Source organism: Streptomyces phaeoluteigriseus (assembly GCF_001896135.2).
Lineage (GTDB): Bacteria > Actinomycetota > Actinomycetes > Streptomycetales > Streptomycetaceae > Streptomyces > Streptomyces phaeoluteigriseus.
On the sequence record NZ_MPOH02000015.1, the window covers coordinates 1,003,667 to 1,029,146 of the forward strand.

Sequence of the window (25,480 nt, forward strand, 5' to 3'; positions counted from 1 at the left end):
CCTGGCGCCGCGGCGCGCAGGGGTCTCGGCGATTCCCGCGCACTGGGCGGCGGCCATCGGCCCGGCCCGCGGCAGCTGCCTCCCGTCGATGTCCGGCCACCACATCCTGGACGTGGCCGACCTCCTGGTACCGGGAGCGCCTTCATGAGACCACCGGGCCCCTGGACCGAGGGCACAACGGGCGGACCGGCGACACTGCCACCGCCGACGGATGACAGGGACACCGGCACCGGCACCGGCACCGACACGGAGACCGGCACCGGCACAGGTACCGGCACAGACACCGCCGCAGGTCCAGACAACGGCGCAGGTCCAAGCACCGGCACCGGCACAGGTACGGGCACGAGCCCCGGCACGGGTACGGACACCGACACGGGCACGGGCACGGGCACCGACGCCGACACCGGCACCACGCGTGTCACGCCCACGGCTGAGCCGACCGTGCCCGCGACCGCCGACGACGGAGAGATCACCGGCCACACGGCCACGGCGAAACCGGCCAGTCCCAAAAGCGGTCCCGCGACCGCCGACGACGGAGAGATCACCCGCCCCACGGCCACGGCAAAGCCGGCCAGTCCCAAGATCGGTCGCGGAACCGACCCCGCGCCCGACCCCACAGCCGATCCCGCAGCCGCCGACGGCGGGGACCCCCCGCAGGGGCCACCCGCACTCGACATCGATGCCCGCACGGGCGGTGCGGGTGTGAGGCACTGCCCGGCCGGAGGCGAAGCCGAGGCCGGAAGAGCCCTCCGCCACACCGCCCATGCGGGCATCGGGCACTCCCCGGCCGGAGGCGAAACCGAGGCCGGAAGAGCCCTCCGCCGTACCGAGGGCCTCCTCCTCGGCCTCGCCGCGGGCGACGCCGCCGGCTGGCCCGCGGCCCGCCACCGCGCCGCCCGCATGCCGGAGTGGACCCGCCGCCTCACCCGCGAACTGGACACCTTCGCCGAACAGAACGCGACGACCACCCTCCCCGTCCCCATCGCGCTCAACCAACCCCCCGAACCCCTCCGCCTCGGCCCGTCCGACGACGCCGAATGGGCGGCCTTCGCCGCGGAGGCGGTCCTGCGGGCAGGCGACGACACCGTCCTCGGCGACCTCAGCCGCCAGCGCCGTATGCGCGCCGCCATCGACCTGACCTGGAACGCGATCGCCAGCGAGGTCGCGGCGGCGGCCGAACGCGCCCCCGAGGTGGAGTCGGCCGTACTTCCCCTGCGCGCCCGTATCTCCGTCCGGGCCGGCCTCGGCAACCTGGCCACCGGCCTGCGCCCGCCCGCCACCGGCCACGACAACCCGCACTACTTCGACGACGCCGCCTGCATCCGTGCCTGCGTGCTCGCGGTGGCCCACCCGGGTGACCCCCGACTCGCCGCCGAACTGGCCGAGTTCGACGCCCGCTACACCCAGGACGGCGACGGCGTGCACGGCGCCCGCGCGATGGCGGCGGCCCTCTCGCTGGCGCTGGCCGGCGCGGACACCGGAACCTGCGTGGCCGCCGCGCTCGCCGAACTCCCCGAGGCCACGGAGATCGGCCGCAACGCCCGCCAGGCGCTCGCCCTCGCCCAGATCGCGGAGAGCGCGTTCGCCCTGGTCCCGCTGCTGGAGCACCAGATCGTGGACCACGTCTACAGCTACGGCATCGCCGCCGCCGAGACCGTTCCGGTCGCCCTGGCGCTGGCCACCGCCTCGGGCGGCCGTATCGCGGAGGCCGTACCGGCGGCGGCCTGTCTGTCGCGGGTCGCGGACTCCGCCCCCGCGCTCGCGGGCGCGCTGACCGGCGCGCTGGGCGGAGCGGCGTCGATCCCGGCGAGCTGGCGCGACGCCTGCCGCACGCTCTCCGGTTGCGCCCTGCCCCGCCTCACCGGCACCGACCTGGTGGAACTCGCCGAACTGCTGGAAGCCACACAACCGGCCGCTACAGGAGGATGATTCGGCCCATGACACCCAAAACAGAAGAAAGCGGCGGAGGATCCGGAGGAGCCCGGGAGAGGGGAGCCCCAAGGAGCGCGACCCTGGAGGAACGCGTCACCGGCGCCCTCGTCGGCGCGGCCGTCGGCGACGCCCTCGGCGGGCCGGTCGAGGGCTACTCCCCCGACCAGATCCTCCAGCGCCACGGCGGCCGGGTGCACGGCATCGTCGGCCCCTGGAACGGCGACGACTGGCGCACGGCCCGCCCCATCGCGCCGTACCACAAGGGTGACGGCCACGTCACCGACGACACCTTGATGACCCACGCGCTGATCAGGGTCTACACCACGGTCCGCGACCACCTCGACGCGTACGCGCTCGCCGGCCACCTGGTCCCCGACCTGATGACCAACCCGCGCTGGATCCCGGAACTGGAGGCCGAGGCGCTCCCCCTCCAGCGTCTCTTCCTGGCGGAGAAGTGGCTGGTCACCAGGCTCCACTACGGCCATGTCGACCCGCGCGAGGCAGGCGTCGGCAACATCGTCAACTGCGGTGCGGCGATGTACATGGCCCCGGTCGGCCTGGTCAACGCGGCCGACCCGGCGGCGGCCTACGCCGAGGCGATCGACCTGGCGGGCGCCCACCAGTCGTCGTACGGCCGTGAGGCGGCGGGCGTCTTCGCGGCGGCGGTGGCCGCGGCCTGCGCACCCGGTGCGACGCCCGACTCGGTGGTGGCGGCCTGCCTGTCGCTGGCCAAGGACGGCACCCGGGCGGCGATCGAGCAGGTCTGCGAAGTGGCCTCGCGGCACCAGGACTTCGAGTCGGCGCTGGCCCCGCTCCGGGAGGCGGTGGCCCCCTACGACACCGTCGGCCCCGACTACCGGCAGCCCTCCCTGGCCGCCCGCCGCCCCTCCCGGCTGCACGCCATCGAGGAACTCCCCGTCGCCCTCGGCATGGTGCTGGTGGCCGGCGGCGACTACCGCCACGCGGTGCTGGGGGCGGTGAACTACGGCCGTGACTGCGACTCGATCGCGACGATGGCCGGCGCGGTGACCGGCGCCCTGGGCTCCGCCGTGCCGGACGAGTGGTCGAAGCGGGTCGCGGAGGCCAGCCGCCTGGACCTGTGGTCACCGGCGACGGCCCTCACCGAGGTCGCCCGGGAGATCTTCGACAAGGACGTCCGCCGCCGCAGGGCGCACGAGCGGGCGTTCGCCGGCCTCGGGGTCCGGTGATGCTCCGCCTGACCTGGGTGCAACCGGAGGACCTCGTCGGCCACGAACTCCGGCAGGCGGCCCAGGACGGCCGCGAACCTGCGTCGGTCGCGGCCCGCTGGCGAGCGGCGGGCGGCCGGGAGGCCCCGGAACGGGCCGGCGCCTCCCCCCGGCTTGCGTCCCGCTATCTGCGCCTCCTGGCCGAGGACCTGCTGGACGAACTGGCGGACCTGCCGAGCGCCTTGGCGGAGGACGAGCCGACGGACCTCCCGAAGATCAGGGCCGCCTGCCCGGCGTGGCCCGCCGAGCCCGCGGGCAGGCGGGGCGGGGCCCTCGCCCCGGCCGCCCTGGAAGCCGCCTGGCTGGGCCGGGCAGCCGGCTGCCTGCTGGGCAAACCGGTGGAGAAGCTGCCCCTGGACGGCATCCGCGCCCTGGCCGCCGCCACCGGAAACTGGCCCCTCACCACCTACTTCACCGCGAAGGCCGTCCCCCCGGCCCTGCTGGAGGCACACCCCTGGAACCGCCGCTCGGCGCGGACCTCCCTCGCCGAGAACATCGACGGCATGCCCGAGGACGACGACCTCAACTACCCCCTCCTCAACCTCCTCCTGCTCCGGAGGCACGGCAGAACCTTCACGACCACCGACGTGGCACAGCTCTGGCTCGACGAACTCCCCGCCGGCCGCACGTTCACCGCCGAACGCCTCGCCTACCGCAACCTCCTCCACGGCATCGAGCCCCCGCACACCGCCCGCCACCGCAACCCCTTCCGTGAGTGGATCGGCGCCCTGATCCGCGCCGACGTCCACGGCTGGACCAACCCCGGGGCCCCCGCCGCCGCGGCCGAGCAGGCGCACCGGGACGCCACCCTCACCCACACCGCGAACGGCGTCTACGCGGCGATGTTCACGGCGGCCACCATCGCCGTCGCCGCGACCGGCGGCCACGACGTCCACGCCTGTCTGCGCGCGGGCCTCACGGTCGTCCCACCCCGTTCCCGCCTGTTCCGGGCCGTCACCCACGCGATCGGACTCGCCCACGAGCACCCCGACTTCGACACGGTCGTGGACCGACTCCACGCCACGCACGGCGCGGCCCACCACTGGGTCCACGCCATCCCCAACACGGCCCTGATCGCCGCCGCCCTCACCCACGCCGACGGCGACTTCACCGGCTCCGTCTGCCGTGCCGTGTCCGGGGGTTGGGACACCGATTCCAACGGCGCCACCGCGGGCAGCGTCGCCGCGCTCCTGGCCGGCGCCCCGGCCGCCCTCCCCGACCGCTGGACGGCCCCGCTCAAGAACCGTCTCGCCACCTCCGTCGCCGACTTCGACGGCACCGGCTTCGACACCCTCGCCCACCTCACCCACCGGGAGGCTGCACGCCCATGACCGACATCGTCGTGCTCGGCAGCACGAACATGGACCTCGTCGCCTACGTCGAGAAGGCCCCGCAGCGCGGGGAGACCGTGACGGGACGGGAGTTCCGAACGATCCCCGGCGGCAAGGGCGCCAACCAGGCTGTCGCCGCCGCCCGTGCGGGCGGCACCGTCTCGGTGATCGGCGCGGTCGGCAACGACTCCTTCGGCACCCGCCTGCGCTCCACACTCGAACACTCGGGGGTCAACACCGACCACCTGCGCACGGTCGAGTCCCCCTCCGGCACCGCGCACATCGTCGTGGACGACGAGGGCGGCAACGCGATCGTCGTCGTCCCCGGCGCGAACGGCACCGTGGACCACCTCGTCCCCGGCGACGAGGTCCTCATCGCCTCCGCCGACGCCCTGCTGCTCCAGCTATGTCCGCGACCACGTCACCAAACCCGTCGTCGGCTACATCGCCGGCTTCAGCGCGCCCGAGGGCAGGACCATGGCGCGTCACCCAGCTCGCCACCCAGCACACTCGTGGTGCACGACGACGTCCGAGGAGGACGAACGGCCGTACATCGTGATGGAGTTGGATCGAGGGCCGGCTCGCTCCGCCCGACCGGATCCGCCGAGCGCGGCCCGATCCGACCCGCGCGAGGCCGCCCTCGCCCTCCTCGACACCGTCCCGGCGGTCGTCGTCACCCTCGGAGCGGCGGGCAGCCTCTACGCCGCCCACGGCACCGAGCCCGTGACCGTACCCGCCCCGCGGGTGACCGCCGTGGACTCCACCGGCGCGGGCGACACCTTCGTCGGTGCCCTCGCGGTGGCCCTCGGCGAGGACCGTCCCCTACGGGAGGCCCTGGCCTGGGCCGCCGCCGCGGCGGCGCTCTCGGTCCAGCGGCCGGGCGCCTCCGCCTCGATGCCGTACCGCTCCGAGATCGAGAAGCGGTACACGTCATGACCGAACCCGACAACGCCCGCACCACGACCGGGACCGACGACACCGGCACCCGCGACGCACCCCTCGACGGCCTGCGCGTCCTCGACCTGGCCACCCTCTTCGCCGGCCCCCTCGCCGCCACCATGCTCGGCGACTTCGGCGCGGAGGTCATCAAGATCGAGCACCCGTCGAAACCGGACCCGTCCCGGGGCCACGGCCCCTCCAAGAACGGCGTCGGCCTGTGGTGGAAGCTCCTCGGCCGCAACAAGCGCGCGATCACCCTGAACCTGTCGAGGCCCGGCGGACGCGCCACCCTGCTGCGCCTCGCGGCGACCGCCGACGTGATCATCGAGAACTTCCGCCCCGGCACCCTGGAGAAGTGGGACCTCGGCTGGGAGGAGCTGTCCGCGGCGAACCCCCGGCTGGTTCTCGCCCGCGTCACCGGCTTCGGTCAGTTCGGCCCGTACGCCCACCGCCCCGGCTTCGGCACCCTCGCCGAGGCGATGAGCGGCTTCGCCTCCATCACCGGCGAACCGGACGCGCCCCCGACCCTGCCGCCGTTCGGCCTCGCCGACTCCATCGCGGCCCTGGCCACGGCGTACGCCGTCATGACGGCCCTCGCCGCCCGCGACCGCACCGGCGAGGGCCAGGTCGTCGACATGGCGATCATCGAACCGATCCTGACCGTCCTCGGCCCGCAGCCCCTCTGGTACGACCAGCTCGGATACGTCCAGGAACGCACCGGGAACCGCTCCGCGAACAACGCCCCGCGCAACACCTACCGCACGGCCGACGGCACCTGGGTCGCCGTGTCGACCTCGGCCCAGTCGGTGGCGGAGCGGGTGATGCGGCTGGTCGGCCGCCCCGAGCTGATCGACGAGCCGTGGTTCGCGACGGGCGCCGAACGGGCCGCCCACGCCGACGTGCTCGACACGGCGGTCGGCACCTGGATCGCCGCCCGCACCCGCACCGACGTCCTCGCCGCCTTCGAGAAGGCGGAAGCGGCGATCGCCCCGATCCAGGACGTACGGGACGTGCTGACCGACCCCCAGTACCAGGCCCTCGACACCGTCACCACGGTCGACGACCCCGAACTCGGCCCGATCCGCATGCAGAACGTCCTGTTCCGACTCTCCTCCACCCCCGGCGCGATCCGCTGGGCCGGCCGCCCCCACGGGGCGGACACCGAGGCGGTCCTCACCGAACTGGGCCTCACCCAGGCCGACCTGACGGCCCTGCGCACGGAGGGCGCCCTGTGACCTTCCCGCTCACCTGGCTGTACGTCCCCGGCGACCGCCCGCACATCGTCGCCAAGGCCCTCCGCTGCGGGGCGGACGTCGTCGTGATCGACCTGGAGGACGCGGTCGCACCCGACCGCAAGGAATACGCCCGCGCGGCCACCGCGGAGCTGCTCTCCGAGGAACAGCCGGTCCCGGTCCACGTCCGGGTCAACGCCCTGGACGGCCCCCTCGCCACCGCCGACCTGAAGGCCGTGGCCGCCCTCCCCGGCGTCCGCGGGCTGCGGCTTCCCAAGGTGACGTCACCCGTCCAGGTCACCCGGATCGCCACGCGCCTCGCGCAGCACGGCCCCCGCCCGCTGTACGCCCTCCTCGAAACGGCCCTCGGCGTCGAGCACGCCTACGCCATCGCCACCGCCCACCCCGACCTGTGCGGCCTCTCTCTGGGCGAGGCCGATCTGCGGGCCGACCTCGGCCTGCGGGCGGACGCGGGCCTGGACTGGTCCCGCTCCCGGGTGATCGTCGCCGCGCGGGCGGCCGGCCTGGCCCCGCCGCCGCAGTCGGTCCACCCCGACATCCGCGACCTCGAAGGCCTGGCGTCCTCCTGCGCCCATGGCCGCAGCCTGGGCTTCCTGGGCCGGTCGGCGATCCACCCCCGCCAGCTCCCGATCATCGAACGGGCCTACCTGCCCACCCAGCGGGAGGTCGAGGAGGCGGAGACCGTCGTCAAGGCCGCGGCGGCCGAGCCGGGCGCGCAGGCCCTGCCGGACGGCCGCTTCGTCGACGCGGCGGTGGTCGCGTCGGCCCGGCGGACGCTGTCGCTGGCCCGCCGGACCTGACGGTCACGCACGACAGGGCGCCCGGAGACCCCGGGCGCCCTCGTCGTCGTAGAACCTGCGGAGAACCTGCCGTCAGCTCTTCTTGCCTGCCGACTCGGACTCGGACTTGGACTCGGCCTTGGACTCGGAATCGGACTCGGCGGGGTTCTTCACGTCGTCCGCGCCGTCCGCCTTGCCGTCGTCCGCGCCATCCGCCTTGCCGTCGTCCGCCGTAGCCTCCGGGGACTCGGCCTTCGCCCCGTCCTCGGCGTCACCGTCGGCTTCGGACCCGTCCGTGGCGGGGTCGTCCGCTCCGGGTTCCACCACGGTCTCGCGCCCCGGCCGCTTCTTCGCCGAGAGCACGAGATACACCACGGCCAGCACGAACACGACCAGCGCGGTCCAGTTGTTCAGGCGCAGGCCGAGGATGTGGTGAGCGTCGTCGACGCGCAGGTACTCGATCCAGAACCGACCGGCGCAGTAGGCGGCGACGTACAGCGCGAACGCCCGTCCGTGGCCCAGCTGGAAGCGACGGTCGGCCCAGATGACGAGGAGGGCGACACCGACGCACCACAGCGACTCGTACAGGAACGTCGGGTGGTAGTGGCCCGGCACCCGGCCGTCCAGGGAGGACGTGATGTGCACGGCCCAGGGCAGGTCGGTCTCCTTGCCGTACAGCTCCTGGTTGAACCAGTTGCCCCAGCGGCCGATCGCCTGCGCGAGGGCGATGCCGGGCGCGATGGCGTCGGCGTAGGCGGGCAGCGGGATGCCCCGGCGGCGGCAGCCGATCCACGCGCCCACGGCGCCGAGGGCGATGGCACCCCAGATGCCGAGGCCGCCCTCCCAGATCTTGAAGGCGTCCACCCAGTCGCGGCCCTCGCTGAAGTACAGCTCGTAGTCCGTGATCACGTGGTAGAGCCGGCCGCCGACCAGGCCGAAGGGAACGGCCCAGACGGCGATGTCGGCCACCGTGCCGGCCCTCCCGCCCCGGGCCAGCCAGCGCTTGTTGCCGAGCCAGACGGCGACGAAGACACCGATGATGATGCAGAAGGCGTAGCCGCGCAGCGGAATGGGGCCGAGGTGGATCACTCCGCGCGACGGGCTGGGAATGTAGGCAAGTTCCATGGCAGGGTCGACGCTACCGTGCCGGGCCGGGCCCACGGCGGGCAGCCCGGCTACGGCTCCATAACGGGGCGGTGAGCGGGGCTCACCCCTGGTCGGCCTCCTCCACCATCTTCTTCAGCTTGGCCGGCGTCATCGTCTGGTCCTGATAGATGTTCTTGCCGTTGAACAGGACGGTCGGGGTGCCGGTGAAACCGCCGCCGGTGAAGGCCTGGTTGGACTTCCCGACCCAGCTGTCGTGGGTGCCCTCCTCCACACAGGTGCGGAAGGCGGGTGTCACGAGGCCGTCGACCTTGCCGGCGAGTTCGAAGAGCTTGTCGTGGTCGGCGAACGCGTCGTCCGTCTCCTGCGGCTGGTTCTCGTACAGCACGTCGTGGTAGGCGGGGAACTTCCCGACGTCCTGGGCGCAGGCCGCGGCGTTGGCCGCGGTGCGGGAGCCGCTGCCGCCCATGTTGCCGTCGATGATGCTGGCCAGGTGGTACTCCACCTTGAGCTTTCCGGCGTCGGTCAGCTCATGGATCGTCGAGCGGTAGGTGTCCTCGAAGGACTTGCAGGCCGGGCAGCGGAAGTCCTCCCACACCGTGAGCGTGGACCCGGCGCTCTCCTTGCCGACGGGGATGGCGAGGGCGTCCTTGCCCTGCGCGCCCGAGGGCGCCACGACCGGGCCGGCGCTGTCACCGCCGTCGTCCTTGCCGGCGTTCGCCGCGACGACACCGATGATCGCGGCCAGCCCCAGCACGCCGACGACGCTCGCGGCGACGATCAGTGTCCGGCGCCGCCGCTCCGCGGCCTTCTGCTTCTCACGCTCGACCGCCAGCCGCTCCCGGGCGGTGCGCTTCCTGTCACGATTCTTCTCGCTCACACCCCGGAAACGAACCGGGGAGGCGCCCAGCGCCTCCCCGGTCCCATGTCCACCCGTTCGAGTGACCGATTCTTCCCGTGCCGGGCTGCTACGCCTGTCCGCGCACGCCCTTCGCCAGCTCGGCCGCCAGCGCGCGCACGGCCTCGACACCGGCCGCGTCGTCCGGGGCGTCGAGCATCCGCTTGACGAAGGCCGAGCCGACGATCACTCCGTCGGCGAAGCCGGCGACCTCGGCGGCCTGCCGGGCGTCGGACACGCCGAGGCCGACGCAGACGGGCAGCGCGGTGCCGGTCGCGCGGGTGCGCTCGACCAGGTCCTGGGCCTGCGCGCCCACCGACTCGCGGGTGCCGGTGACACCCATCAGCGAGGCGGCGTACACGAATCCGCTCCCCGCCTCGGTGATCGTGGCGAGCCGCTCGTCCTGGCTGCTGGGCGCCACGACGAAGACCGTCGCGAGGCCGTGCTTGTCGGCGTGCTCCCTCCACAGCGCCGACTCCTGCACGGGCAGGTCGGGCAGGATGCAGCCCGCCCCACCGGCCTCGGCGAGTTCGGCGGTGAAGCGCTCGACGCCGTACCGGTCGATGGGGTTCCAGTACGTCATGACGAGGACCGGCTTCCCGGTGGCCTCGTACGACTCCCGGACCGTGCGCATGACGTCCGCGATCCGCACGCCGCCGCGCAGGGCGATGTCGTCGGCGGTCTGGATGACGGGGCCGTCGAGGACGGGGTCGCTGTGCGGCAGTCCCACCTCGACGATGTCGGCGCCGCCGTCCAGGACGGCCTTGATCGCCTCGATGCCGCCGTCGACGGTCGGGAACCCGGCCGGGAGGTAGGCGATGAGCGCGGCGCGTCCCTCGGCCTTGGCGGTGGCGAGGGTGTCCGTCAGCAGTTCGATGTTGCCGCTCACTTGGCGTCCCCCTCGATCTCGGCGGTGGCGGCCGCGTCGGCCGCGACCTCGGCGTCGGTGTCGTACAGGCCGAAGTAGCGGGCGGCCGTGTCCATGTCCTTGTCACCGCGGCCGGACAGGTTGACGACGATCAGTCCGTCCTTGCCCAGCTCCTTGCCGACCTCCAGGGCTCCGGCCAGCGCGTGCGCGCTCTCGATGGCCGGGATGATGCCCTCGGTGCGCGACAGCAGACGCAGCGCCTGCATGGCGGCGTCGTCGGTGACCGCGCGGTACTCGGCGCGGCCGGTGTCCTTGAGGTAGGAGTGCTCGGGGCCGATGCCCGGGTAGTCCAGACCGGCCGAGATGGAGTACGGCTCGGTGATCTGGCCCTCGTCGTCCTGGAGGACGTAGGAGCGGGAGCCGTGCAGGATGCCGGGCTCGCCGGCCGTGAGGGTCGCGGCGTGCTCGCCGGTCTCGACGCCGTGACCGGCCGGCTCGCAGCCGATGAGGCGTACGCCCGCGTCGGGGATGAAGGCGTGGAAGAGGCCGATGGCGTTGGACCCGCCGCCGACGCAGGCCACGGCCGCGTCGGGCAGGCGTCCGGCGCGCTCCAGGATCTGGCGGCGGGCCTCGACGCCGATGACGCGGTGGAAGTCGCGGACCATCGCCGGGAAGGGGTGCGGACCGGCGACCGTGCCGAACAGGTAGTGGGTGCGGTCGACGTTGGCGACCCAGTCGCGGAAGGCCTCGTTGATGGCGTCCTTCAACGTGCGGCTGCCGGACTTCACCGCGACGACCTCGGCGCCGAGCATGCGCATCCGGGCCACGTTGAGAGCCTGCCGCTGGGTGTCGATCTCACCCATGTAGATGGTGCACTCGAGGCCGAACAGCGCGCAGGCGGTGGCGGTGGCGACGCCGTGCTGGCCGGCGCCGGTCTCCGCGATGACACGCGTCTTGCCCATGCGCTTGGTGAGCAGGGCCTGGCCGAGCACGTTGTTGATCTTGTGGGAGCCGGTGTGGTTGAGGTCCTCGCGCTTGAGGAACACCCGGGCGCCACCGGCGTGTTCGGCGAACCGCGGCACCTCGGTGAGGGAGCTGGGCCGGCCGGTGTAGTGCACGAGCAGGTCGTCGAGTTCGCGGGCGAACTCGGGGTCGTGCTTCGCCTTGTCGTACTCGACGGCGACCTCGTCCACGGCGGCGACGAGGGCCTCCGGGATGAACTTGCCGCCGAAGGCACCGAAGTAGCCTTCGGCGCTGGGGACTTGACCGTCCGGGTCGGGAATGAAGAACTCGCTGGGCATGCGGAAACCTCACGGTGAGTTTGTGGAGAACACGGTTCGCCGTGGGGGCGGAGCTTGTCGGACGACCTCAGGCCGTGAGCGGCCGGTCGCGCCCATGCGGTGGAACCACATGGTCAGGCAGTGCCCCGCGCCCCTGGGGGGCGCGCTGCCATCGCCGTCCGTTGACCTGTCCGGGCTCGTCCCCGATGACGTACCGCACCCTGCGGCCGTGCACCCGGCGGGCGGGCGCGCGGCAGCCACGGGGGCGGCAGCCGCGCGCGAGGCGGGCGTACCGGTCCGTGGCCGTGAGCGTGATCGGGAGCGTCATCGGTGCCAAGCCTAGCGGGCGGTCAGCCCCGGCCGTGCCGCAGTGCGGGGTGTTCGCCCGCCGCCACCAGGTCGGCGACCGCCGTCTTCGGGTCGCGGCCGGTGACGAGGGACTCGCCGACCAGGACCGCGTCGGCGCCGGCGTTGGCGTAGGCGATGAGGTCGTGCGGGCCCCGGACGCCGGACTCGGCGATCTTGACGAGGTGGTCCGGGATCTCGGGGGCGAGCCGCTCGAACGTGCTCCGGTCCACCTCGAGGGTCTTGAGGTTGCGCGCGTTGACGCCGATCAGCTTGGCGCCCGCGTCCACCGCGCGCTCGACCTCGTCCTCGTCGTGCACCTCGACGAGCGGGGTGAGGCCGATGGAGACGGCACGCTCGATCAGCGACTCCAGGGCCGACTGGTCGAGGGCGGCGACGATCAGCAGCGCGAGGTCGGCGCCGTACGCGCGGGCCTCCCACAGCTGGTACGACGTGACGATGAAGTCCTTGCGCAGCACCGGGATGTCGACGCGCGCGCGAACCGCTTCGAGGTCGGCGAGCGAGCCGCCGAAGCGGCGCTGTTCGGTGAGGACGGAGATGACGGCGGCGCCACCCGCCTCGTAGTCGGCGGCCAGTGCGGCCGGGTCGGCGATCGCTGCCAGCGCGCCCTTGGAGGGGCTGGAGCGCTTCACCTCGCAGATCACCTTGACGCCGTCGCCCCTGAGCGCGGCGACCCCGTCCTTGGCGGCGGGGGCCTTGGCCGCGCGCTCCTTGAGCTCGTCGAGGCTGACGCGCGCCTGCCGCTCCGCGAGGTCGGCACGGACTCCGTCGATGATCTCGTCGAGCACACTCACGCGAGCGGCCCCCTTCCAGACGGTTGACAGTTCCAGCGACCAGAAGAAATCGATGGTCACTGTGATGGTATCCGCAGGAGGCCCGTCGCCCCGCATCCGGTCCCACTACCTGGACGTTCGCCAGGTGATCAAGGAAGCAACCAGCCGCCGTACGGCAGGTTCCGGACAACCGTGAAGACCAGCAGCAACACGCCCAGCGTCCACAGCGGGACGGGTCCGGGCTCGATGCGGACCGGGCGGCCGCGCGCCACGCGGACCACCCAGACGGTCCACAGCACGGCGAACACGGCGTAGGCGGCCACGGCCATCGCGTTGGCGTGCAGGGCGGTCACCAGGTCGCCGTGCGCGAAGGCGTGGGCGCTGCGCAGGCCGCCGCAGCCGGGACAGTGGAGGCCGGTGACCCGCAGCAGGGGGCAGACCGGGTAGTGGCCCGGCTCGTTGGGGTCGACGGCGGCCACGTACGCGAAGGCGCCGACGACGGCCGCGAGGACCCCGGCGGGCACCGCGAGCCGGGCCAGGACGGGAACGGGAGCGGAGGGCGTCACGCTGTGGCTGTCGGCGTTCACGCCTCGCATTGTGCCCCGCGACGGCCCCCCACGCGCGCGTGAGGGGCGGCCGGTCGCGCACCGGCCGCCCCTCACCCGAGGTCGTTCGCCAGGGTCAGCGCTCGGCCACGGCCGGCTCGCGCGCCGCCGTCACCTGGTGCACCGGGTGGGCTTCCTTCGGCATGCCGAGGCCCATGGCGCGCATGATGCCGCCGACGACACCGCCGAGGGCGACGATGGCCATGCCCGCCCAGAAGCCGAGCGGCTCGGCCATCACCATGAACGCGCCCGCGACGCAGAAACCGATGAAGGCGATGATGACACCGGTCCAGGCGGCCGGGGTGTGTCCGTGGCTGCTGCCCGCCATGACTTGCTCCTCGTTGCTGTCTTTGTGGCGTACGGGTCGTACGTGTCCGAGCCGGAGGCTCGTCGTCCATTGTCCCGTACGCGTATGCGTGCCAGGTCCTCGGGTCGCTTCCGTTCGAGTCTGGTTCGCCACATCGGGAGACCGGACCCGGGTGTGGATCAGGCCGGGCCCGTGCCCGTGGGGTCCTCGCCCCGGTCCAGGGCCTTCCACATGTCCTCGGGCCGGTCGGGGTCGACGACCGGGGCCTTGCGCCGGAGGCGGGGGGCGCCGTCGCGCTCGTAGCGGCCCGACATGGCCGGCCACAGGCGGCCGTAGCGCAGGGCGAGCAGGCCCGCCAGGAGGATCAGGGCGCCACCCACAGCGGCGGCGTAGGGCCAGGCCGTGTGGGTGAGGGAGGCGACGGTCGCGGAGGTGTCGCCGGAGGCCTTGGCGGCCTTGTCGTCGAGCGCCGAGCTGTCGGAGGCGCCGAACAGCGCGGCGGCGACGATACCGGCGCCGGAGAGCGCGAGGAGGGCGGAGACCGCGAAGCGGCCCGCCCGGCGGACGGCGAAGACGGCGACGAGCGCGGCGAGGCCCACTATGGCGAGCGCCGCGGGGACGCCCGTGACGTCGCTGCCCTTGGCGGTCAGGGGGAAGGCGCCGCCGGCCACCGTGGCCGTGCCCTCCGACCAGCGCTGCCGGGTCGCGAGCAGGGCCACCGCCGCGCCCAGCGCGCCGCACATCAGGGCGAGTGCGAGGCTCCGGCGCCCGGACCGGGCGGGAACGGCGGCTTCGGAACGGGGAGGAGGAACAGCAGTCACGTACTCCACTATCGCCTGAACCCCGGGCGAACCGTCACCCGGGGCCCACGTGACACTTGTCCTACTTCCCGTGCTCGGCCAGTCGGTTGGCCGTGTGGACCGCCCGGAGCACGGCCGCCGCCTTGTTGCGGCACTCCTGGTCCTCGGCGACCGGGTCGGAGTCGGCGACGATGCCGGCGCCGGCCTGGACGTAGGCGGTGCCGTCGCGCAGCAGGGCGGTACGGATGGCGATGGCGGTGTCGGAGTCGCCGGCGAAGTCCAGGTAGCCGACGCAGCCGCCGTACAGGCCGCGGCGGGAGGGCTCCAGCTCGTCGATGATCTGCATGGCCCGCGGCTTGGGGGCGCCGGAGAGGGTGCCGGCCGGGAAGCAGGCGGTGAGCACGTCGAAGGCGGTGCGGCCCGGCGCGACCCGGCCCGTGACCGTCGAGACGATGTGCATGACGTGGGAGTACCGCTCGACGGACATGAAGTCGACGACCTCCACGGAGCCGGGCTCGCAGACCCGCCCCAGGTCGTTGCGCCCCAGGTCGACGAGCATGAGGTGCTCGGCGCGCTCCTTGGGGTCGGCGAGCAGCTCCTCGGCGAGGGCCTGGTCCTCCTGCGGGGTCGCCCCGCGGTGCCGCGTGCCGGCGATGGGGTGGACCATGGCCCGCCCGTCCTCGACCTTGACCAGGGCCTCCGGGGAGGAGCCCACGACGTCGAAGCCGTCGAAGCGGAACAGGTACATGTACGGCGAGGGGTTGGTGGCCCTGAGGACCCGGTAGACGTCCAGCGCGGTCGCCGTGCACGGCGTCTCGAACCGCTGGGAGGGGACGACCTGGAAGGCCTCGCCCGCGCGGATGCGCTCCTTGACGTCCTCGACGGCCCGCTGGAAGTCGGGGCCGCCCCACAGGGCCGTGTAGGCGGGGAGTTCGGAGGGGGGCAGGACGGCGGGCGGCTGGGCCACCGCGCGCGAGAGGTCCGCCTCCATGGCGTCCAGGCGGGCGACGGCGTCCGCGTGGGCCTCGTCCACGCCCGTGTCGAGGTCGTTGTGGTTGATCGCGTTGGCGATCAGCAGGACCGAGCCCTCCCAGTGGTCCATCACGGCGAGGTCGCTGGTGAGGAGCATGGTCAGCTCGGGCAGCCGCAGGTCGTCGCGCTCGCCGGGGCCGATCTTCTCCAGGCGGCGGACGATGTCGTAGCCCAGGTAGCCGACCATGCCGCCGGTGAAGGGCGGCAGCCCCTCCTGGTGCGGGGTGTGCAGGGCCTCGATGGTGGCGCGCAGGGCGGCCAGCGGGTCGCCCTCGGCGGGGACGCCGACGGGCGGGGTGCCGAGCCAGTGGGCCTGTCCGTCGCGTGCGGTGAGGGTGGCCGCCGAGCGGACGCCGACGAACGAGTACCGGGACCAGGAGCGGCCGTTCTCCGCGGACTCCAGCAGGAACGTGCCGGAACGCTCGGCCGCGAGCTTGCGGTAGAGCGCGACCGGGGTGTCGCCGTCTGCGAGGAGCTTGCGGGTGACCGGAATGACGCGGCGGTCGGTGGCCAGCTTGCGGAACGTCTCGAGGTCCATGGCGACCGACCTTACTGATCCGAGGCGGGTACGCCGGAATCGGCGTCCTTGAGGAGCACGTCGGCGTCGAAGCAGGTGCGGGCGCCGGTGTGGCAGGCGGCGCCGACCTGGTCGACCTTGACCAGCACGGTGTCGGCGTCGCAGTCCAGGGCGACCGACCTGACCCACTGGAAGTGGCCGGAGGTGTCGCCCTTGACCCAGTACTCACGGCGGCTGCGCGACCAGTAGGTGCACCGGCCGGTCGTCAGGGTGCGGTGCAGCGCCTCGTCGTCCATCCAGCCGAGCATGAGCACCTCTCCGGTGTCGTACTGCTGGGCGATGGCGGGCAGGAGGCCGTCGGGGCTGCGCTTGAGACGCGCGGCGATCTCCGGGTCGAGGCCGCGGGAGGGGGAACCGTGGTGCGACGCGCCTCGGTCAGGGGCCGTGGTCGGGTGACGGGCGGGCTGGGGCGTGCTGGTCATGGGGCCATTGTGCCGCGCGGCGGTGACACTCCCGGGCCGGTGTCCACTGTGCGGACCCGCCGAGCGGCCGTAGGCTGGCGGCATGTCGACTTTCGCCAAGCGTGAACGGCTCCTTCTCGCCGACCTGTTGGAAACGGCGGGCCCGGAGGCACCGACCCTCTGCGAGGGCTGGCGGACCCGCGATCTCGCCGCGCACGTGGTGGTGCGCGAGCGGCGGCCCGACGCGGCCGGGGGGCTCCTCATCAAGCAGCTCGCGTCGCGGCTGGACAAGACGATGGAGGAGTTCGCCGCCAAGCCGTACGAGGAGCTGATCCAGCTCATCCGCACCGGCCCGCCGCGCTTCTCCCCCTTCCAGCTCAAGCAGCTCGACGAGGCGTCGAACATCGTCGAGTTCTACGTCCACGGCGAGGACGTCCGGCGGGCCCAGCCCGACTGGACGCCCCGCGAGCTGGACACGGTCTTCCAGGACGCCCTGTGGTCGCGCCTGGAGCGCACCGCCCGGCTGATGGGCCGCGGTACGCCGACCGGCCTGGTGCTGCGCCGCCCGGACGGCCGTACGGTGGTCGCCGATCGCGGCACGCCGGTCGTCACCGCGACGGGCGAGCCGTCCGAGCTGCTGCTCTTCCTATACGGCCGGCGGAGCGCCGCCAAGGTGGACCTGGTCGGCGAGGAGGACGCCATCACCACGCTGCGGAGCGGCAAACAGCTCGGCATCTGAGAGGACACGCAGTGATCAGGGTCGCCATGACCAGCGTGTACGTCGACGACGTCGCCAAGGCCCACGCCTTCTACACCGACGTCCTGGGCTTCGAGACCCGCATGCACATGAACGTGGGCGGGGGCACGCCGTTCGTCACCGTGGGCGCGGCCGACGGGGCCCAGCAGGACGTCCAGCTGCTGCTGGAGCCCGGCCACGGCCCGATCGCGGAGCCCTACCGCGCGGCCCTGCGGGAGGCGGAGCTGCCCTGCATCGTGCTCTCGGTGGACGACCTCCAGGCGGAGTTCGAGCGCCTCACCAACCTGGGCGTGCACTTCGCCCAGGAACCCCAGAAACAGGGCCCGATGTTCCTGGCCATCCTCGACGACACGGTCGGCAACTGGGTGCAGCTGACCCAGATGAAGGGGTAGGTCGGCTTTCGCGCCCACGAGTAGGCCCCGACCACCAGGTGGCCGGGGCTTACCTCCACGCCGCACGGGTCAGCGCACCGGGTGGCCCGCCTCGCGGAGTGCGTTCTTGACCTCGCCGATGCGCAGGTCGCCGAAGTGGAACACCGAGGCGGCCAGGACCGCGTCCGCGCCCGCCTCGATGGCCGGGGGGAAGTCGGCGAGCTTGCCGGCGCCGCCCGAGGCGATCACCGGGACCGAGACGTGTTTGCGGACGGCGGCGATCATCTCCAGGTCGTAGCCGTCCTTGGTGCCGTCCGCGTCCATCGAGTTGAGCAGGATCTCGCCCGCGCCCAGCTCGGCGGCCCGGTGGGCCCACTCGACGGCGTCGATGCCGGTGCCGCGACGCCCGCCGTGGGTGGTGACCTCGAAGGAGCCGGACTCGGTCCTTCGGGCGTCCACCGACAGGACCAGCACCTGGCTGCCGAAACGCTCGGCGATCTCCTTGATCAGCTCCGGGCGGGCGATCGCGGCCGTGTTGACCCCGACCTTGTCGGCGCCGGCCCGCAGCAGCTTGTCCACGTCCTCAGGGGCGCGCACGCCGCCGCCCACGGTGAGCGGGATGAACACCTGCTCGGCCGTGCGCCGCACCACGTCGTACGTGGTCTCGCGGTTGCCCGACGAGGCGGTGATGTCCAGGAACGTCAGCTCGTCGGCGCCCTCGGCGTCGTACACCTTGGCCATCTCGACGGGGTCGCCCGCGTCGCGCAGGTTCTGGAAGTTGACGCCCTTGACGACCCGGCCGTTGTCCACGTCCAGGCAGGGGATGACTCGGACCGCCAGGGTCATGAATCCACGGCTCCTCTGTGTCCTCTGATATGTCCTCTGAATGCTTCGACCTCCACGGAGACCAGGATCCGCGGATCGACGAACCCCTCCACGACCAGCAGGGTCGCGGCAGGGCGCACGGTGTCGAAGAGTTCCTTGTGGGCCCGGCCCACCTCGTCGACGTCCCGTGCGTGCGCCAGGTGCATCCGGGTCCTGACGACCGAGCCGGGTCCCAGCCCGAACTCGGCGATCGCCTCCAGGGCGCTGGTGAAGGCCACCTTGGCCTGTTCGTAGGGGTCGCCCTCCCCGTGCAGCACGCTGCCCCTGAAGGACGTCGTGCCCGCCACCAGCACCATGTCGCCCGCCGCGACGGCGCGCGCGAAGCCGAACGTCTCTTCCCAGGGGCTTCCGCTCTGCACGCGCCGCACGGCTTCGGACGTCATGACGCCACGGCCTCCAGGGCCTCTTCCAGGGTGAACGCCTTCGCGTACAGCGCCTTCCCGACGATGGAACCCTCGACACCGAGGGGCACCAGCTCGGCGATGGCACGCAGGTCGTCGAGGGAGGACACCCCTCCCGAGGCCACGACCGGCCGGTCCGTCGCGGCGCAGACGTTGCGCAGCAGCTCCAGGTTCGGGCCCTGGAGGGTGCCGTCCTTGGCGATGTCGGTGACGACGTACCGCGCGCAGCCCTCCCTGTTCAGGCGCTCCAGCGTCTCGTAGAGGTCGCCGCCGTCCCGGGTCCAGCCGCGGCCGCGCAGGGTGGTGCCGCGGACGTCGAGACCGACGGCGATCCTGTCGCCGTGCTCGGCGATGACCTTGGCGACCCACTCGGGGGTCTCCAGGGCGGCCGTGCCCAGGTTGACGCGGGTGCAGCCGGTGGCGAGGGCGGCGGCGAGGGTGTCGTCGTCGCGGATGCCGCCGGACAGCTCCACCTTGATGTCCATGGCGCCGGCGACCTCGGCGATCAGCGCGCGGTTGTCGCCGGTGCGAACGCGGCGTCCAGGTCGACCAGGTGCAGCCACTCGGCGCCCGAGCGCTGCCAGGCGAGGGCGGCCTCCAGGGGCGAACCGTAAGAAGTTTCCGTCCCCGACTCACCGTGCACGAGCCGGACGGCCTGGCCGTCGCGGACGTCGACGGCGGGGAGGAGTTCGAGCTTGCTCACAGGGTTCCGATCCAGTTGGTGAGGAGCTGGGCTCCGGCGTCGCCGGACTTCTCGGGGTGGAACTGGGTGGCCCACAGCGGGCCGTTCTCCACGGCGGCCACGAACGGCCTGCCGTGCGTCGACCAGGTGACCGTGGGGGCCTGCATCGCGGGGTTCTGCACGTCGAAGGACCAGTCCTGGACGGCGTAGGAGTGCACGAAGTAGAAGCGCGCGTCCGCTTCCAGGCCGGCGAACAGCCGGGAGCCGGCCGGGGCGTCCACGGTGTTCCAGCCCATGTGGGGCACGATCTCGGCCTGGAGCGGCTCGACCGCGCCGGGCCACTCGTCGAGGCCCTCGGTCTCCACGCCGTGCTCGATGCCCCGGGCGAACAGGATCTGCATGCCGACGCAGATGCCCAGCACCGGGCGGCCGCCGGACAGCCTGCGGTCGATGATCCAGTCCCCGCGCGCGGCCCGCAGGCCCTTCATGCAGGAGGCGAAGGCGCCGACGCCCGGCACCAGCAGTCCGTCGGCGTTCATCGCCCTGTCGAAGTCGCGCGTGATCTCGACGTCGGCCCCGGTGCGCGCGAGGGCGCGCTCGGCGGAGCGGACGTTGCCGAAGCCGTAGTCGAAGACGACGACCTTCTTGGATGCGGCGGTCAACTCCACACCTCCAGCCTCATCACACCCGCGACCAGACACATCGCGGCACCGATGGAGAGGAGCACGATCAGGCTCCTCGGCATGTCCTGCTTGACGAAGGAGTAGATGCCGCCGGCCAGGAAGAGGCCGACGACGATCAGGATGGTCGACAGGCCCGTCACAGCGCGCCCTTCGTGGAGGGGAGGATGCCGGCCGCGCGCGGGTCGTGCTCGGAGGCGTAGCGCAGGGCCCGGGCCAGCGCCTTGAACTGGCACTCCACGATGTGGTGCGCGTTGCGCCCGTAGGGCACGTGCACGTGCAGCGCGATCTGGGCCTGGGCGACGAAGGACTCCAGGATGTGCCGGGTCATCGTGGTGTCGTACTCGCCGATCATCGGCGCCATGTTCTCGGGCTCGGTGTGCACGAGGTACGGGCGGCCGGACAGGTCGACGGTGACCTGGGCGAGGGACTCGTCCAGCGGGACCGTGCAGTTGCCGAAGCGGTAGATGCCCACCTTGTCGCCGAGGGCCTGCTTGAAGGCGGCGCCCAGCGCGAGGGCGGTGTCCTCGATGGTGTGGTGGGAGTCGATGTGCAGGTCGCCGTCGGTCTTCACGGTCAGGTCGAACAGACCGTGCCGGCCGAGCTGGTCGAGCATGTGGTCGTAGAAGCCGACACCGGTCGCCACGTCGACCTTTCCGGTGCCGTCGAGATTGATCTCGACCAGGACGGACGTCTCCTTGGTCGTGCGCTCCACGCGTCCGACACGGCTCATGAACCCTGCTCCTTCTTGATCTCACGGACCGCGTCGAGGAACGCGTCGTTCTCTTCGGGGGTCCCGGCGGTGACCCGCAGCCAACCCGGTACGCCGTTGTCGCGGACCAGGACGCCGCGGTCGAGGATCTCGCGCCACATCGCGTGCGCGTCCTCGAACCGGCCGAACTGAACGAAGTTGGCGTCGGAGGCGGTCACCTCGTAGCCGGCCGCGAGCAGTTCGCTCACCAGCCGGTCCCGTTCCGTCTTGAGCTGCTCGACGTACTTGAGCAGTGTGCCGGTGTGCTCCAGGGCGGCCAGGGCGGTCGCCTGGGTGACGGCCGACAAATGGTACGGCAACCGGACCAGCTGGACGGCGTCCACGACGGCCGGGTGGGCGGCGAGGTAGCCGAGGCGCAGTCCGGCCGCGCCGAAGGCCTTCGACATCGTCCGCGAGACGACGAGATTCGGCCGACCTTCGAGCAGCGGAAGCAGCGACGCGCCATGGCTGAACTCGATGTACGCCTCGTCGACGATCACCATGGACGGCTTGGCGGCCTGCGCGGCCTCGTAGAGCGCGAGGACGGTCTCGGCCGGCACGGCGCTGCCGGTGGGGTTGTTGGGGGTGGTGACGAAGACGACGTCCGGCCGGTGCTCCGCGACGGCCTTCTCGGCGGCCGGGAGGTCGATGGTGAAGTCCTCGTGGCGCGGCCCGGAGATCCACCCGGTGCCGGTGCCGCGCGCGATGAGGCCGTGCATCGAGTACGACGGCTCGAAGCCGATCGCCGTACGGCCCGGTCCGCCGAAGGTCTGGAGCAGCTGCTGGATGACCTCGTTGGAGCCGTTGGCGGCCCAGACGTTCGCCACGCCGACCTCGTACCCGGAGGCGTCCGTCAGGTACTCGGCGAGCCGGGTGCGCAGCTCGACGGCGTCCCGGTCGGGGTAGCGGTTGAGGTCGCGGGCGGCCTCGCGGACGCGCTCGGTGATCCGCTCGACCAGCGCCTCGGGCAGCGGGTAGGGGTTCTCGTTGGTGTTCAGCCGTACCGGCACGTCCAACTGGGGCGCGCCGTAGGGGGACTTGCCTCGCAGCTCGTCCCTCACGGGGAGGTCGTCGATGCCTGTCACTTGCCCTCGGGTACCTTCCGGTCACGCGTCCACTGTTCGGCTCCGCCGAATCGTGCCTTGATCGCCGCCCCGTGCGCGGGCAGGTCCTCCGCCTCCGCCAGCGTGACCACGTGGTGCGCGACGTCGGCCAGCGCGTCCTTCGTGTAGTCGACGATGTGGATGCCGCGCAGGAAGGACTGGACCGACAGGCCGGAGGAGTGGCAGGCGCAGCCGCCGGTGGGCAGGACGTGGTTGGACCCGGCGGCGTAGTCGCCGAGCGACACGGGCGCCCAGGGGCCGACGAAGATCGCGCCCGCGTTCCGCACCCGGTCGGCGACCGCGGCGGCGTCGGCGGTCTGGATCTCCAGGTGCTCGGCGCCGTAGGCGTCGACCACCCGCAGGCCCTCGTCGATGCCGTCGACGAGGACGATCGCGGACTGCCTGCCGCTGAGGGCGGGGACGATCCGGTCGTCGATGTGCTTGGTGGCCGCGACCTGCGGCGCCAGCTCCTTCTCGACCGCGTCCGCCAGCTCGGCGGAGTCGGTGACCAGGACGGCCGCGGCCAGCGGGTCGTGCTCGGCCTGGCTGATCAGGTCGGCGGCGACGTGGGCGGGATCGGCGGTGGAGTCGGCCAGGACCGCGATCTCGGTCGGGCCGGCCTCGGCGTCGATGCCGATCCTGCCGGTGAAGTAGCGCTTGGCGGCGGCGACCCAGATGTTGCCGGGGCCGGTGACCATGTTGGCGGGCGGGCAGGACTCGGTGCCGTAGGCGAACATCGCGACGGCGGTGGCGCCGCCGGCCGCGTACACCTCGTCGACGCCGAGCAGCGCGCACGCGGCGAGGATCGTCGGGTGCGGCAGTCCGCCGAAGTCGGCCTGGGCCGGGGAGGCGAGCGCGATCGACTCGACGCCGGCCTCCTGGGCCGGGACCACGTTCATGATCACGGAGGACGGGTAGACCGACCGTCCGCCGGGCGCGTACAGCCCGACCCGGTCGACCGGAACCCACTTCTCGGTCACGGAACCGCCGGGCACGACCTGTGTCGTGTGGTTCGTACGGCGCTGCTCGCGGTGGACGAGACGGGCGCGGCGGATGGACTCCTCCAGGGCCGCGCGCACGGCCGGGTCGAGTTCCGCGAGGGCGCGGGTGAGGGCCTCGGCCGGGACCCTGACCTGGTCGAGCCGGACGCCGTCGAACTTCTCGGCGAAGTCGATCAGTGCCGCGTCGCCCCGATGATGCACGGCCTCGCAGATCGGACGCACCTTCTCCAGGGCGGCCGAGACGTCGAAGTCGGCTCGGGGCAGCAGGTCGCGCAGGGCGGGGCCCTCGGGGAGGGCGTCGCCGCGCAGATCGATTCGGGCCAGCGAGAGATTTTGCAGCACGTGGTCAATTCTCTCAGACCGGAATCGGAGACCGTCCGCACGTATCAATGGCTGATACAGAACGTGGCCGGAAACGGAAGATCGCCCTCACGGTTAGCGTTCGGGGCGTCACTCACCGGGCATGAACGGTTGTGCGAAACATGTGCGCGAGCGAAGGGACCGAAACAGCGTGACGGACGGGGCCGGCATCCAGGCCGGGGACCTGCCGGACGACCTGACCGCCGCCGAGGCCGGCATGTGGCAGGCCTTCCGCAACGGCAGCGTGTACGACCTCAGCAGCGGGGACACCGTCGTCGACGACCCGCACGGCGGGCACCCCTGGGGCGAGGCCCGCACGGTACGGGCCCGGATCGTGGCCTGGCTGCTGCTGGACGGGCCGCCCGCGCTGGCCGGCCGGGTCTCCTCGCTCAAGCTGGTCGGCGTGCAGCTCAGCGGCAGCCTCGACCTGGCGGGCGCCACGGTCGAGCCGTACGTCGAGCTGAGGCGCTGCCGCTTCGAACGGGACGTACTGCTGCCCGAGGCGCGGGTGACGACGCTGCGCATGGTGGACTGCTCGGTGCCGCGGCTGGAGGCGGCCCGGCTACAGACCGAGGGCGATCTGCACCTGCCCCGGTGCCGCTTCCACAACGGCGTCCGGCTCACCGACGCGCACATCGGCACCGACCTGATGCTCAACATGGCGATCGTCTACCGCGACCGCACCGGCCGCTCGATCGCCGCCGACGGCATGACCGTCGGCCAGGACCTCCAGGCCGAGATGCTGGAGTCGCACGGCGAACTGCGGCTGCGCAGCGCCAAGATCGGCGTCTCGCTGAACCTGCGCGGGGCCCGGCTGACCAACCCGTACACCCGGTTCGCGCTGAACGCACCCCAGCTGACCGTGGAGCGGTCGCTGTACATGACCCCGGCCGGCCTCGGCGGCCAGGCGCTGAGCGGCACCACTCCCGCGCACGGGACCCGCGTCCAGCGCTTCGAGTGCCGGGGCGGGGTGCGCCTGGACGACGGGCGGTTCGGGGACGCCGTCGACCTGGAGCGGGCCCGGTTCACCTTCACCGACGACCAGGAACTGTCGCTGCGCCGGGTGCAGACGCCCGAGCTGCGCTTCCTCGGGGAGAGGCCGCAGCGCGGCAAGGTGGTGCTGTCGGGGGCGCGGGTGGGCAACCTGGTGGACCGCGCGGACGCCTGGCCGGGCCCCGGCAGCCTGCACATGGGCGGTTTCGCGTACGAGAACCTGGTGCCGCAGGGCCCGTTCCCGCTGGCCGGGCGGCTGGGGTGGGTGGCGGCGGCGACCGCCGAGTACAACCCGGAGCCTTACGAGCGGCTGGCGGCGGTGCTGCGGGCCGGCGGGGAGGACGAGGACGCCCGCGAGGTGCTGCTCGCCAAGCAGCGCCGGCGCCGCGAGACGCTGCCGCCGGCCGCGAAGCTCTGGGGGTACGTGCAGGACTGGACGGTGGCCTACGGCTACCGGCCGGGCCGGGCGGCCGTGTGGATGGCGGTGCTGTGGGCGGCGAGTTCGCTGGCGTTCGCGCGCGCGGACCCTCCGCCCGTCAGCCGCGACGGGCACCCCCCGTGGAATCCGGCACTGTTCGCCCTCGACCTGCTGCTGCCCGTGATCGACCTGGGCCAGGGAGGCCAGTGGCGGTTGCAGGGCGACTGGCAGTGGGTGCAGACGGCGATGATCCTGCTGGGCTGGATCCTGGCCACGACGGTGGCCGCGGGGGCGACCCGGCTGCTGCGTCGCGGCTGACGGTTGTCGGGGGGGGCTGGCCGGTGCTGCTGGGGCGGCCGGTGTGGCGGTGTGGCTGCTGCGGCCGGTGTGGTTGATGTGGCCGGTGTGGTAGGCGGCCGGTGTGGTTGGTGCGGCGGGCGCGGCGAAAAGGTGACCCCCGGGACCAGAACGCTCACCTTTTACCTGTCCTTGACCCAGCCCCGTACAACTTTCCGGAGGTTCGTCACATCCTCTGGCGCATCGCCGACCCGCCGCTTTTCAATGGCAAAACCATGGCTCTGCTGCC

The 25,480-nt window shown here is 72.7% G+C and carries 26 protein-coding genes and 4 pseudogenes; 11 read left to right on the forward strand and 19 right to left on the reverse strand.

Annotated features, from left to right (window positions below; genetic code table 11):
- The 8 genes and pseudogenes from BM536_RS43070 to BM536_RS22505 form a co-directional block, all read left to right on the forward strand.
- Positions 1-148 (forward strand): annotated as a pseudogene (locus tag BM536_RS43070) (ADP-ribosylglycohydrolase family protein); the annotation flags it as partial.
- A 320-nt stretch (positions 149-468) separates the two neighbouring features.
- Positions 469-1,929 (forward strand): ADP-ribosylglycohydrolase family protein, encoded by a 1,461-nt coding sequence (locus tag BM536_RS22480; RefSeq protein ID WP_425444670.1) that lies wholly within the window; start codon positions 469-471, stop codon positions 1,927-1,929.
- A gap of 8 nt (positions 1,930-1,937) precedes the next feature.
- Positions 1,938-3,140 carry an ADP-ribosylglycohydrolase family protein gene (locus tag BM536_RS22485; protein ID WP_079275287.1) on the forward strand — a complete coding sequence of 401 codons (1,203 nt, stop codon included), beginning with the start codon at positions 1,938-1,940 and terminating at the stop codon, positions 3,138-3,140.
- On the forward strand, positions 3,140-4,510 hold the full coding sequence (locus BM536_RS22490) for an ADP-ribosylglycohydrolase family protein (RefSeq protein WP_094103384.1): 1,371 nt from the start codon (positions 3,140-3,142) through the stop codon (positions 4,508-4,510). The genes BM536_RS22485 and BM536_RS22490 overlap by 1 nt, the downstream gene beginning before the upstream one ends.
- Positions 4,507-4,919: pseudogene (locus BM536_RS41835) on the forward strand (PfkB family carbohydrate kinase); the annotation flags it as partial. The gene BM536_RS22490 and the pseudogene BM536_RS41835, both read left to right, overlap by 4 nt.
- 206 nt (positions 4,920-5,125) lie before the next feature.
- Positions 5,126-5,446 (forward strand): annotated as a pseudogene (locus BM536_RS41840) (PfkB family carbohydrate kinase); the annotation flags it as partial.
- Positions 5,443-6,684 (forward strand): CaiB/BaiF CoA transferase family protein, encoded by a 1,242-nt coding sequence (locus BM536_RS22500; RefSeq protein ID WP_073496453.1) that lies wholly within the window; start codon positions 5,443-5,445, stop codon positions 6,682-6,684. The pseudogene BM536_RS41840 and the gene BM536_RS22500, both read left to right, overlap by 4 nt.
- The gene (locus BM536_RS22505) at positions 6,681-7,502 is read left to right on the forward strand and encodes an HpcH/HpaI aldolase/citrate lyase family protein (protein ID WP_094103385.1); all 822 of its coding nucleotides are present in this window, start codon (positions 6,681-6,683) and stop codon (positions 7,500-7,502) included. The genes BM536_RS22500 and BM536_RS22505 overlap by 4 nt, the downstream gene beginning before the upstream one ends.
- Before the next feature lie 72 nt (positions 7,503-7,574).
- On the opposite strand, the gene lgt is transcribed toward BM536_RS22505, so the two are convergent.
- From lgt to hisI, 11 genes are all read right to left on the reverse strand, one after another.
- Complete coding sequence (gene lgt / locus BM536_RS22510) at positions 7,575-8,606, reverse strand: prolipoprotein diacylglyceryl transferase (RefSeq protein ID WP_073496457.1); 1,032 nt, start codon at positions 8,604-8,606, stop codon at positions 7,575-7,577.
- Positions 8,607-8,688: 82 nt separating this feature from the next.
- Positions 8,689-9,465 (reverse strand): thioredoxin domain-containing protein, encoded by a 777-nt coding sequence (locus BM536_RS22515; protein ID WP_073496459.1) that lies wholly within the window; start codon positions 9,463-9,465, stop codon positions 8,689-8,691.
- Positions 9,466-9,553: 88 nt separating this feature from the next.
- Entirely contained in the window at positions 9,554-10,372 is an 819-nt protein-coding gene (trpA, locus tag BM536_RS22520; RefSeq protein ID WP_094103386.1) for a tryptophan synthase subunit alpha, read from the reverse strand.
- Entirely contained in the window at positions 10,369-11,652 is a 1,284-nt protein-coding gene (gene trpB, locus BM536_RS22525; RefSeq protein ID WP_073496461.1) for a tryptophan synthase subunit beta, read from the reverse strand. Before trpB ends, trpA begins: the two co-directional genes overlap by 4 nt.
- A 67-nt stretch (positions 11,653-11,719) precedes the next feature.
- Positions 11,720-11,959, reverse strand: coding sequence for a tryptophan biosynthesis modulator TrpM (gene trpM / locus BM536_RS44920; RefSeq protein WP_073496463.1), 240 nt, complete (start codon positions 11,957-11,959; stop codon positions 11,720-11,722).
- Positions 11,960-11,981: 22 nt separating this feature from the next.
- Positions 11,982-12,791 carry an indole-3-glycerol phosphate synthase TrpC gene (gene trpC, locus BM536_RS22535; protein WP_073496489.1) on the reverse strand — a complete coding sequence of 270 codons (810 nt, stop codon included), beginning with the start codon at positions 12,789-12,791 and terminating at the stop codon, positions 11,982-11,984.
- Between the two features lie 128 nt (positions 12,792-12,919).
- Positions 12,920-13,366, reverse strand: coding sequence for a DUF2752 domain-containing protein (locus tag BM536_RS22540; RefSeq protein ID WP_073496465.1), 447 nt, complete (start codon positions 13,364-13,366; stop codon positions 12,920-12,922).
- Positions 13,367-13,451: 85 nt separating this feature from the next.
- Positions 13,452-13,703, reverse strand: coding sequence for an HGxxPAAW family protein (locus BM536_RS22545; protein ID WP_073496467.1), 252 nt, complete (start codon positions 13,701-13,703; stop codon positions 13,452-13,454).
- A 158-nt stretch (positions 13,704-13,861) separates the two neighbouring features.
- On the reverse strand, positions 13,862-14,512 hold the full coding sequence (locus BM536_RS22550) for a TIGR02234 family membrane protein (protein WP_094103387.1): 651 nt from the start codon (positions 14,510-14,512) through the stop codon (positions 13,862-13,864).
- A gap of 52 nt (positions 14,513-14,564) precedes the next feature.
- Positions 14,565-16,052 (reverse strand): anthranilate synthase component I, encoded by a 1,488-nt coding sequence (locus BM536_RS22555; RefSeq protein WP_073496469.1) that lies wholly within the window; start codon positions 16,050-16,052, stop codon positions 14,565-14,567.
- 11 nt (positions 16,053-16,063) lie between these two features.
- Positions 16,064-16,513 carry a phosphoribosyl-AMP cyclohydrolase gene (gene hisI, locus BM536_RS22560; RefSeq protein WP_245873700.1) on the reverse strand — a complete coding sequence of 150 codons (450 nt, stop codon included), beginning with the start codon at positions 16,511-16,513 and terminating at the stop codon, positions 16,064-16,066.
- 82 nt (positions 16,514-16,595) lie between these two features.
- On the opposite strand from hisI, the gene BM536_RS22565 reads away from it, so the two are divergent.
- Both BM536_RS22565 and BM536_RS22570 read left to right on the forward strand, forming a co-directional pair.
- Entirely contained in the window at positions 16,596-17,231 is a 636-nt protein-coding gene (locus BM536_RS22565) for a TIGR03085 family metal-binding protein (protein ID WP_073496471.1), read from the forward strand.
- A gap of 11 nt (positions 17,232-17,242) precedes the next feature.
- Positions 17,243-17,641, forward strand: coding sequence for a VOC family protein (locus BM536_RS22570; protein WP_073496473.1), 399 nt, complete (start codon positions 17,243-17,245; stop codon positions 17,639-17,641).
- Positions 17,642-17,710: 69 nt separating this feature from the next.
- Here BM536_RS22570 and hisF read toward each other — a convergent pair whose 3' ends face one another.
- The 8 genes and pseudogenes from hisF to hisD form a co-directional block, all read right to left on the reverse strand.
- Positions 17,711-18,466 carry an imidazole glycerol phosphate synthase subunit HisF gene (hisF, locus tag BM536_RS22575; protein ID WP_073496474.1) on the reverse strand — a complete coding sequence of 252 codons (756 nt, stop codon included), beginning with the start codon at positions 18,464-18,466 and terminating at the stop codon, positions 17,711-17,713.
- A complete protein-coding gene (locus BM536_RS22580) occupies positions 18,463-18,888 on the reverse strand; it encodes a RidA family protein (RefSeq protein WP_073496476.1) in 426 nt (141 codons plus the stop codon). The genes hisF and BM536_RS22580 overlap by 4 nt, the downstream gene beginning before the upstream one ends.
- A pseudogene (gene priA, locus BM536_RS22585) lies at positions 18,885-19,609 on the reverse strand (bifunctional 1-(5-phosphoribosyl)-5-((5-phosphoribosylamino)methylideneamino)imidazole-4-carboxamide isomerase/phosphoribosylanthranilate isomerase PriA). Before priA ends, BM536_RS22580 begins: the two are co-directional and overlap by 4 nt.
- Positions 19,606-20,256: an imidazole glycerol phosphate synthase subunit HisH gene (gene hisH, locus BM536_RS22590; RefSeq protein ID WP_073496479.1), complete on the reverse strand. Its 651-nt coding sequence runs from the start codon at positions 20,254-20,256 to the stop codon at positions 19,606-19,608. Before hisH ends, priA begins: the two are co-directional and overlap by 4 nt.
- On the reverse strand, positions 20,247-20,411 hold the full coding sequence (locus tag BM536_RS41345) for a hypothetical protein (RefSeq protein WP_170109940.1): 165 nt from the start codon (positions 20,409-20,411) through the stop codon (positions 20,247-20,249). Before BM536_RS41345 ends, hisH begins: the two co-directional genes overlap by 10 nt.
- Positions 20,408-21,001, reverse strand: coding sequence for an imidazoleglycerol-phosphate dehydratase HisB (gene hisB / locus BM536_RS22595; protein WP_073496481.1), 594 nt, complete (start codon positions 20,999-21,001; stop codon positions 20,408-20,410). The genes BM536_RS41345 and hisB overlap by 4 nt, the downstream gene beginning before the upstream one ends.
- Positions 20,998-22,104: a histidinol-phosphate transaminase gene (locus tag BM536_RS22600; RefSeq protein WP_073496483.1), complete on the reverse strand. Its 1,107-nt coding sequence runs from the start codon at positions 22,102-22,104 to the stop codon at positions 20,998-21,000. Before BM536_RS22600 ends, hisB begins: the two co-directional genes overlap by 4 nt.
- Positions 22,101-23,465 carry a histidinol dehydrogenase gene (hisD, locus tag BM536_RS22605; RefSeq protein WP_245873701.1) on the reverse strand — a complete coding sequence of 455 codons (1,365 nt, stop codon included), beginning with the start codon at positions 23,463-23,465 and terminating at the stop codon, positions 22,101-22,103. The genes BM536_RS22600 and hisD overlap by 4 nt, the downstream gene beginning before the upstream one ends.
- 169 nt (positions 23,466-23,634) lie before the next feature.
- Here hisD and BM536_RS22610 point away from each other — a divergent pair, with 169 nt between their 5' ends.
- Positions 23,635-25,212: an oxidoreductase gene (locus BM536_RS22610; RefSeq protein WP_094103388.1), complete on the forward strand. Its 1,578-nt coding sequence runs from the start codon at positions 23,635-23,637 to the stop codon at positions 25,210-25,212.
- Positions 25,213-25,480 lie beyond the last annotated feature (268 nt).

Bases quoted from the DNA above. Each gene is read 5' to 3' on its own strand.
- BM536_RS22485 (WP_079275287.1), top strand. From the start codon at position 1,938: ATGACACCCAAAACAGAAGAAAGCGGCGGAGGATCCGGAGGAGCCCGG.
- BM536_RS22490 (WP_094103384.1), top strand. From the start codon at position 3,140: ATGCTCCGCCTGACCTGGGTGCAACCGGAGGACCTCGTCGGCCACGAA.
- BM536_RS22500 (WP_073496453.1), top strand. From the start codon at position 5,443: ATGACCGAACCCGACAACGCCCGCACCACGACCGGGACCGACGACACC.
- lgt (WP_073496457.1), bottom strand. From the start codon at position 8,606: ATGGAACTTGCCTACATTCCCAGCCCGTCGCGCGGAGTGATCCACCTC.
- trpB (WP_073496461.1), bottom strand. From the start codon at position 11,652: ATGCCCAGCGAGTTCTTCATTCCCGACCCGGACGGTCAAGTCCCCAGC.
- trpM (WP_073496463.1), bottom strand. From the start codon at position 11,959: ATGACGCTCCCGATCACGCTCACGGCCACGGACCGGTACGCCCGCCTC.
- BM536_RS22540 (WP_073496465.1), bottom strand. From the start codon at position 13,366: ATGCGAGGCGTGAACGCCGACAGCCACAGCGTGACGCCCTCCGCTCCC.
- BM536_RS22545 (WP_073496467.1), bottom strand. From the start codon at position 13,703: ATGGCGGGCAGCAGCCACGGACACACCCCGGCCGCCTGGACCGGTGTC.
- BM536_RS22555 (WP_073496469.1), bottom strand. From the start codon at position 16,052: ATGGACCTCGAGACGTTCCGCAAGCTGGCCACCGACCGCCGCGTCATT.
- hisI (WP_245873700.1), bottom strand. From the start codon at position 16,513: ATGACCAGCACGCCCCAGCCCGCCCGTCACCCGACCACGGCCCCTGAC.
- BM536_RS22565 (WP_073496471.1), top strand. From the start codon at position 16,596: ATGTCGACTTTCGCCAAGCGTGAACGGCTCCTTCTCGCCGACCTGTTG.
- hisF (WP_073496474.1), bottom strand. From the start codon at position 18,466: ATGACCCTGGCGGTCCGAGTCATCCCCTGCCTGGACGTGGACAACGGC.
- BM536_RS22580 (WP_073496476.1), bottom strand. From the start codon at position 18,888: ATGACGTCCGAAGCCGTGCGGCGCGTGCAGAGCGGAAGCCCCTGGGAA.
- hisB (WP_073496481.1), bottom strand. From the start codon at position 21,001: ATGAGCCGTGTCGGACGCGTGGAGCGCACGACCAAGGAGACGTCCGTC.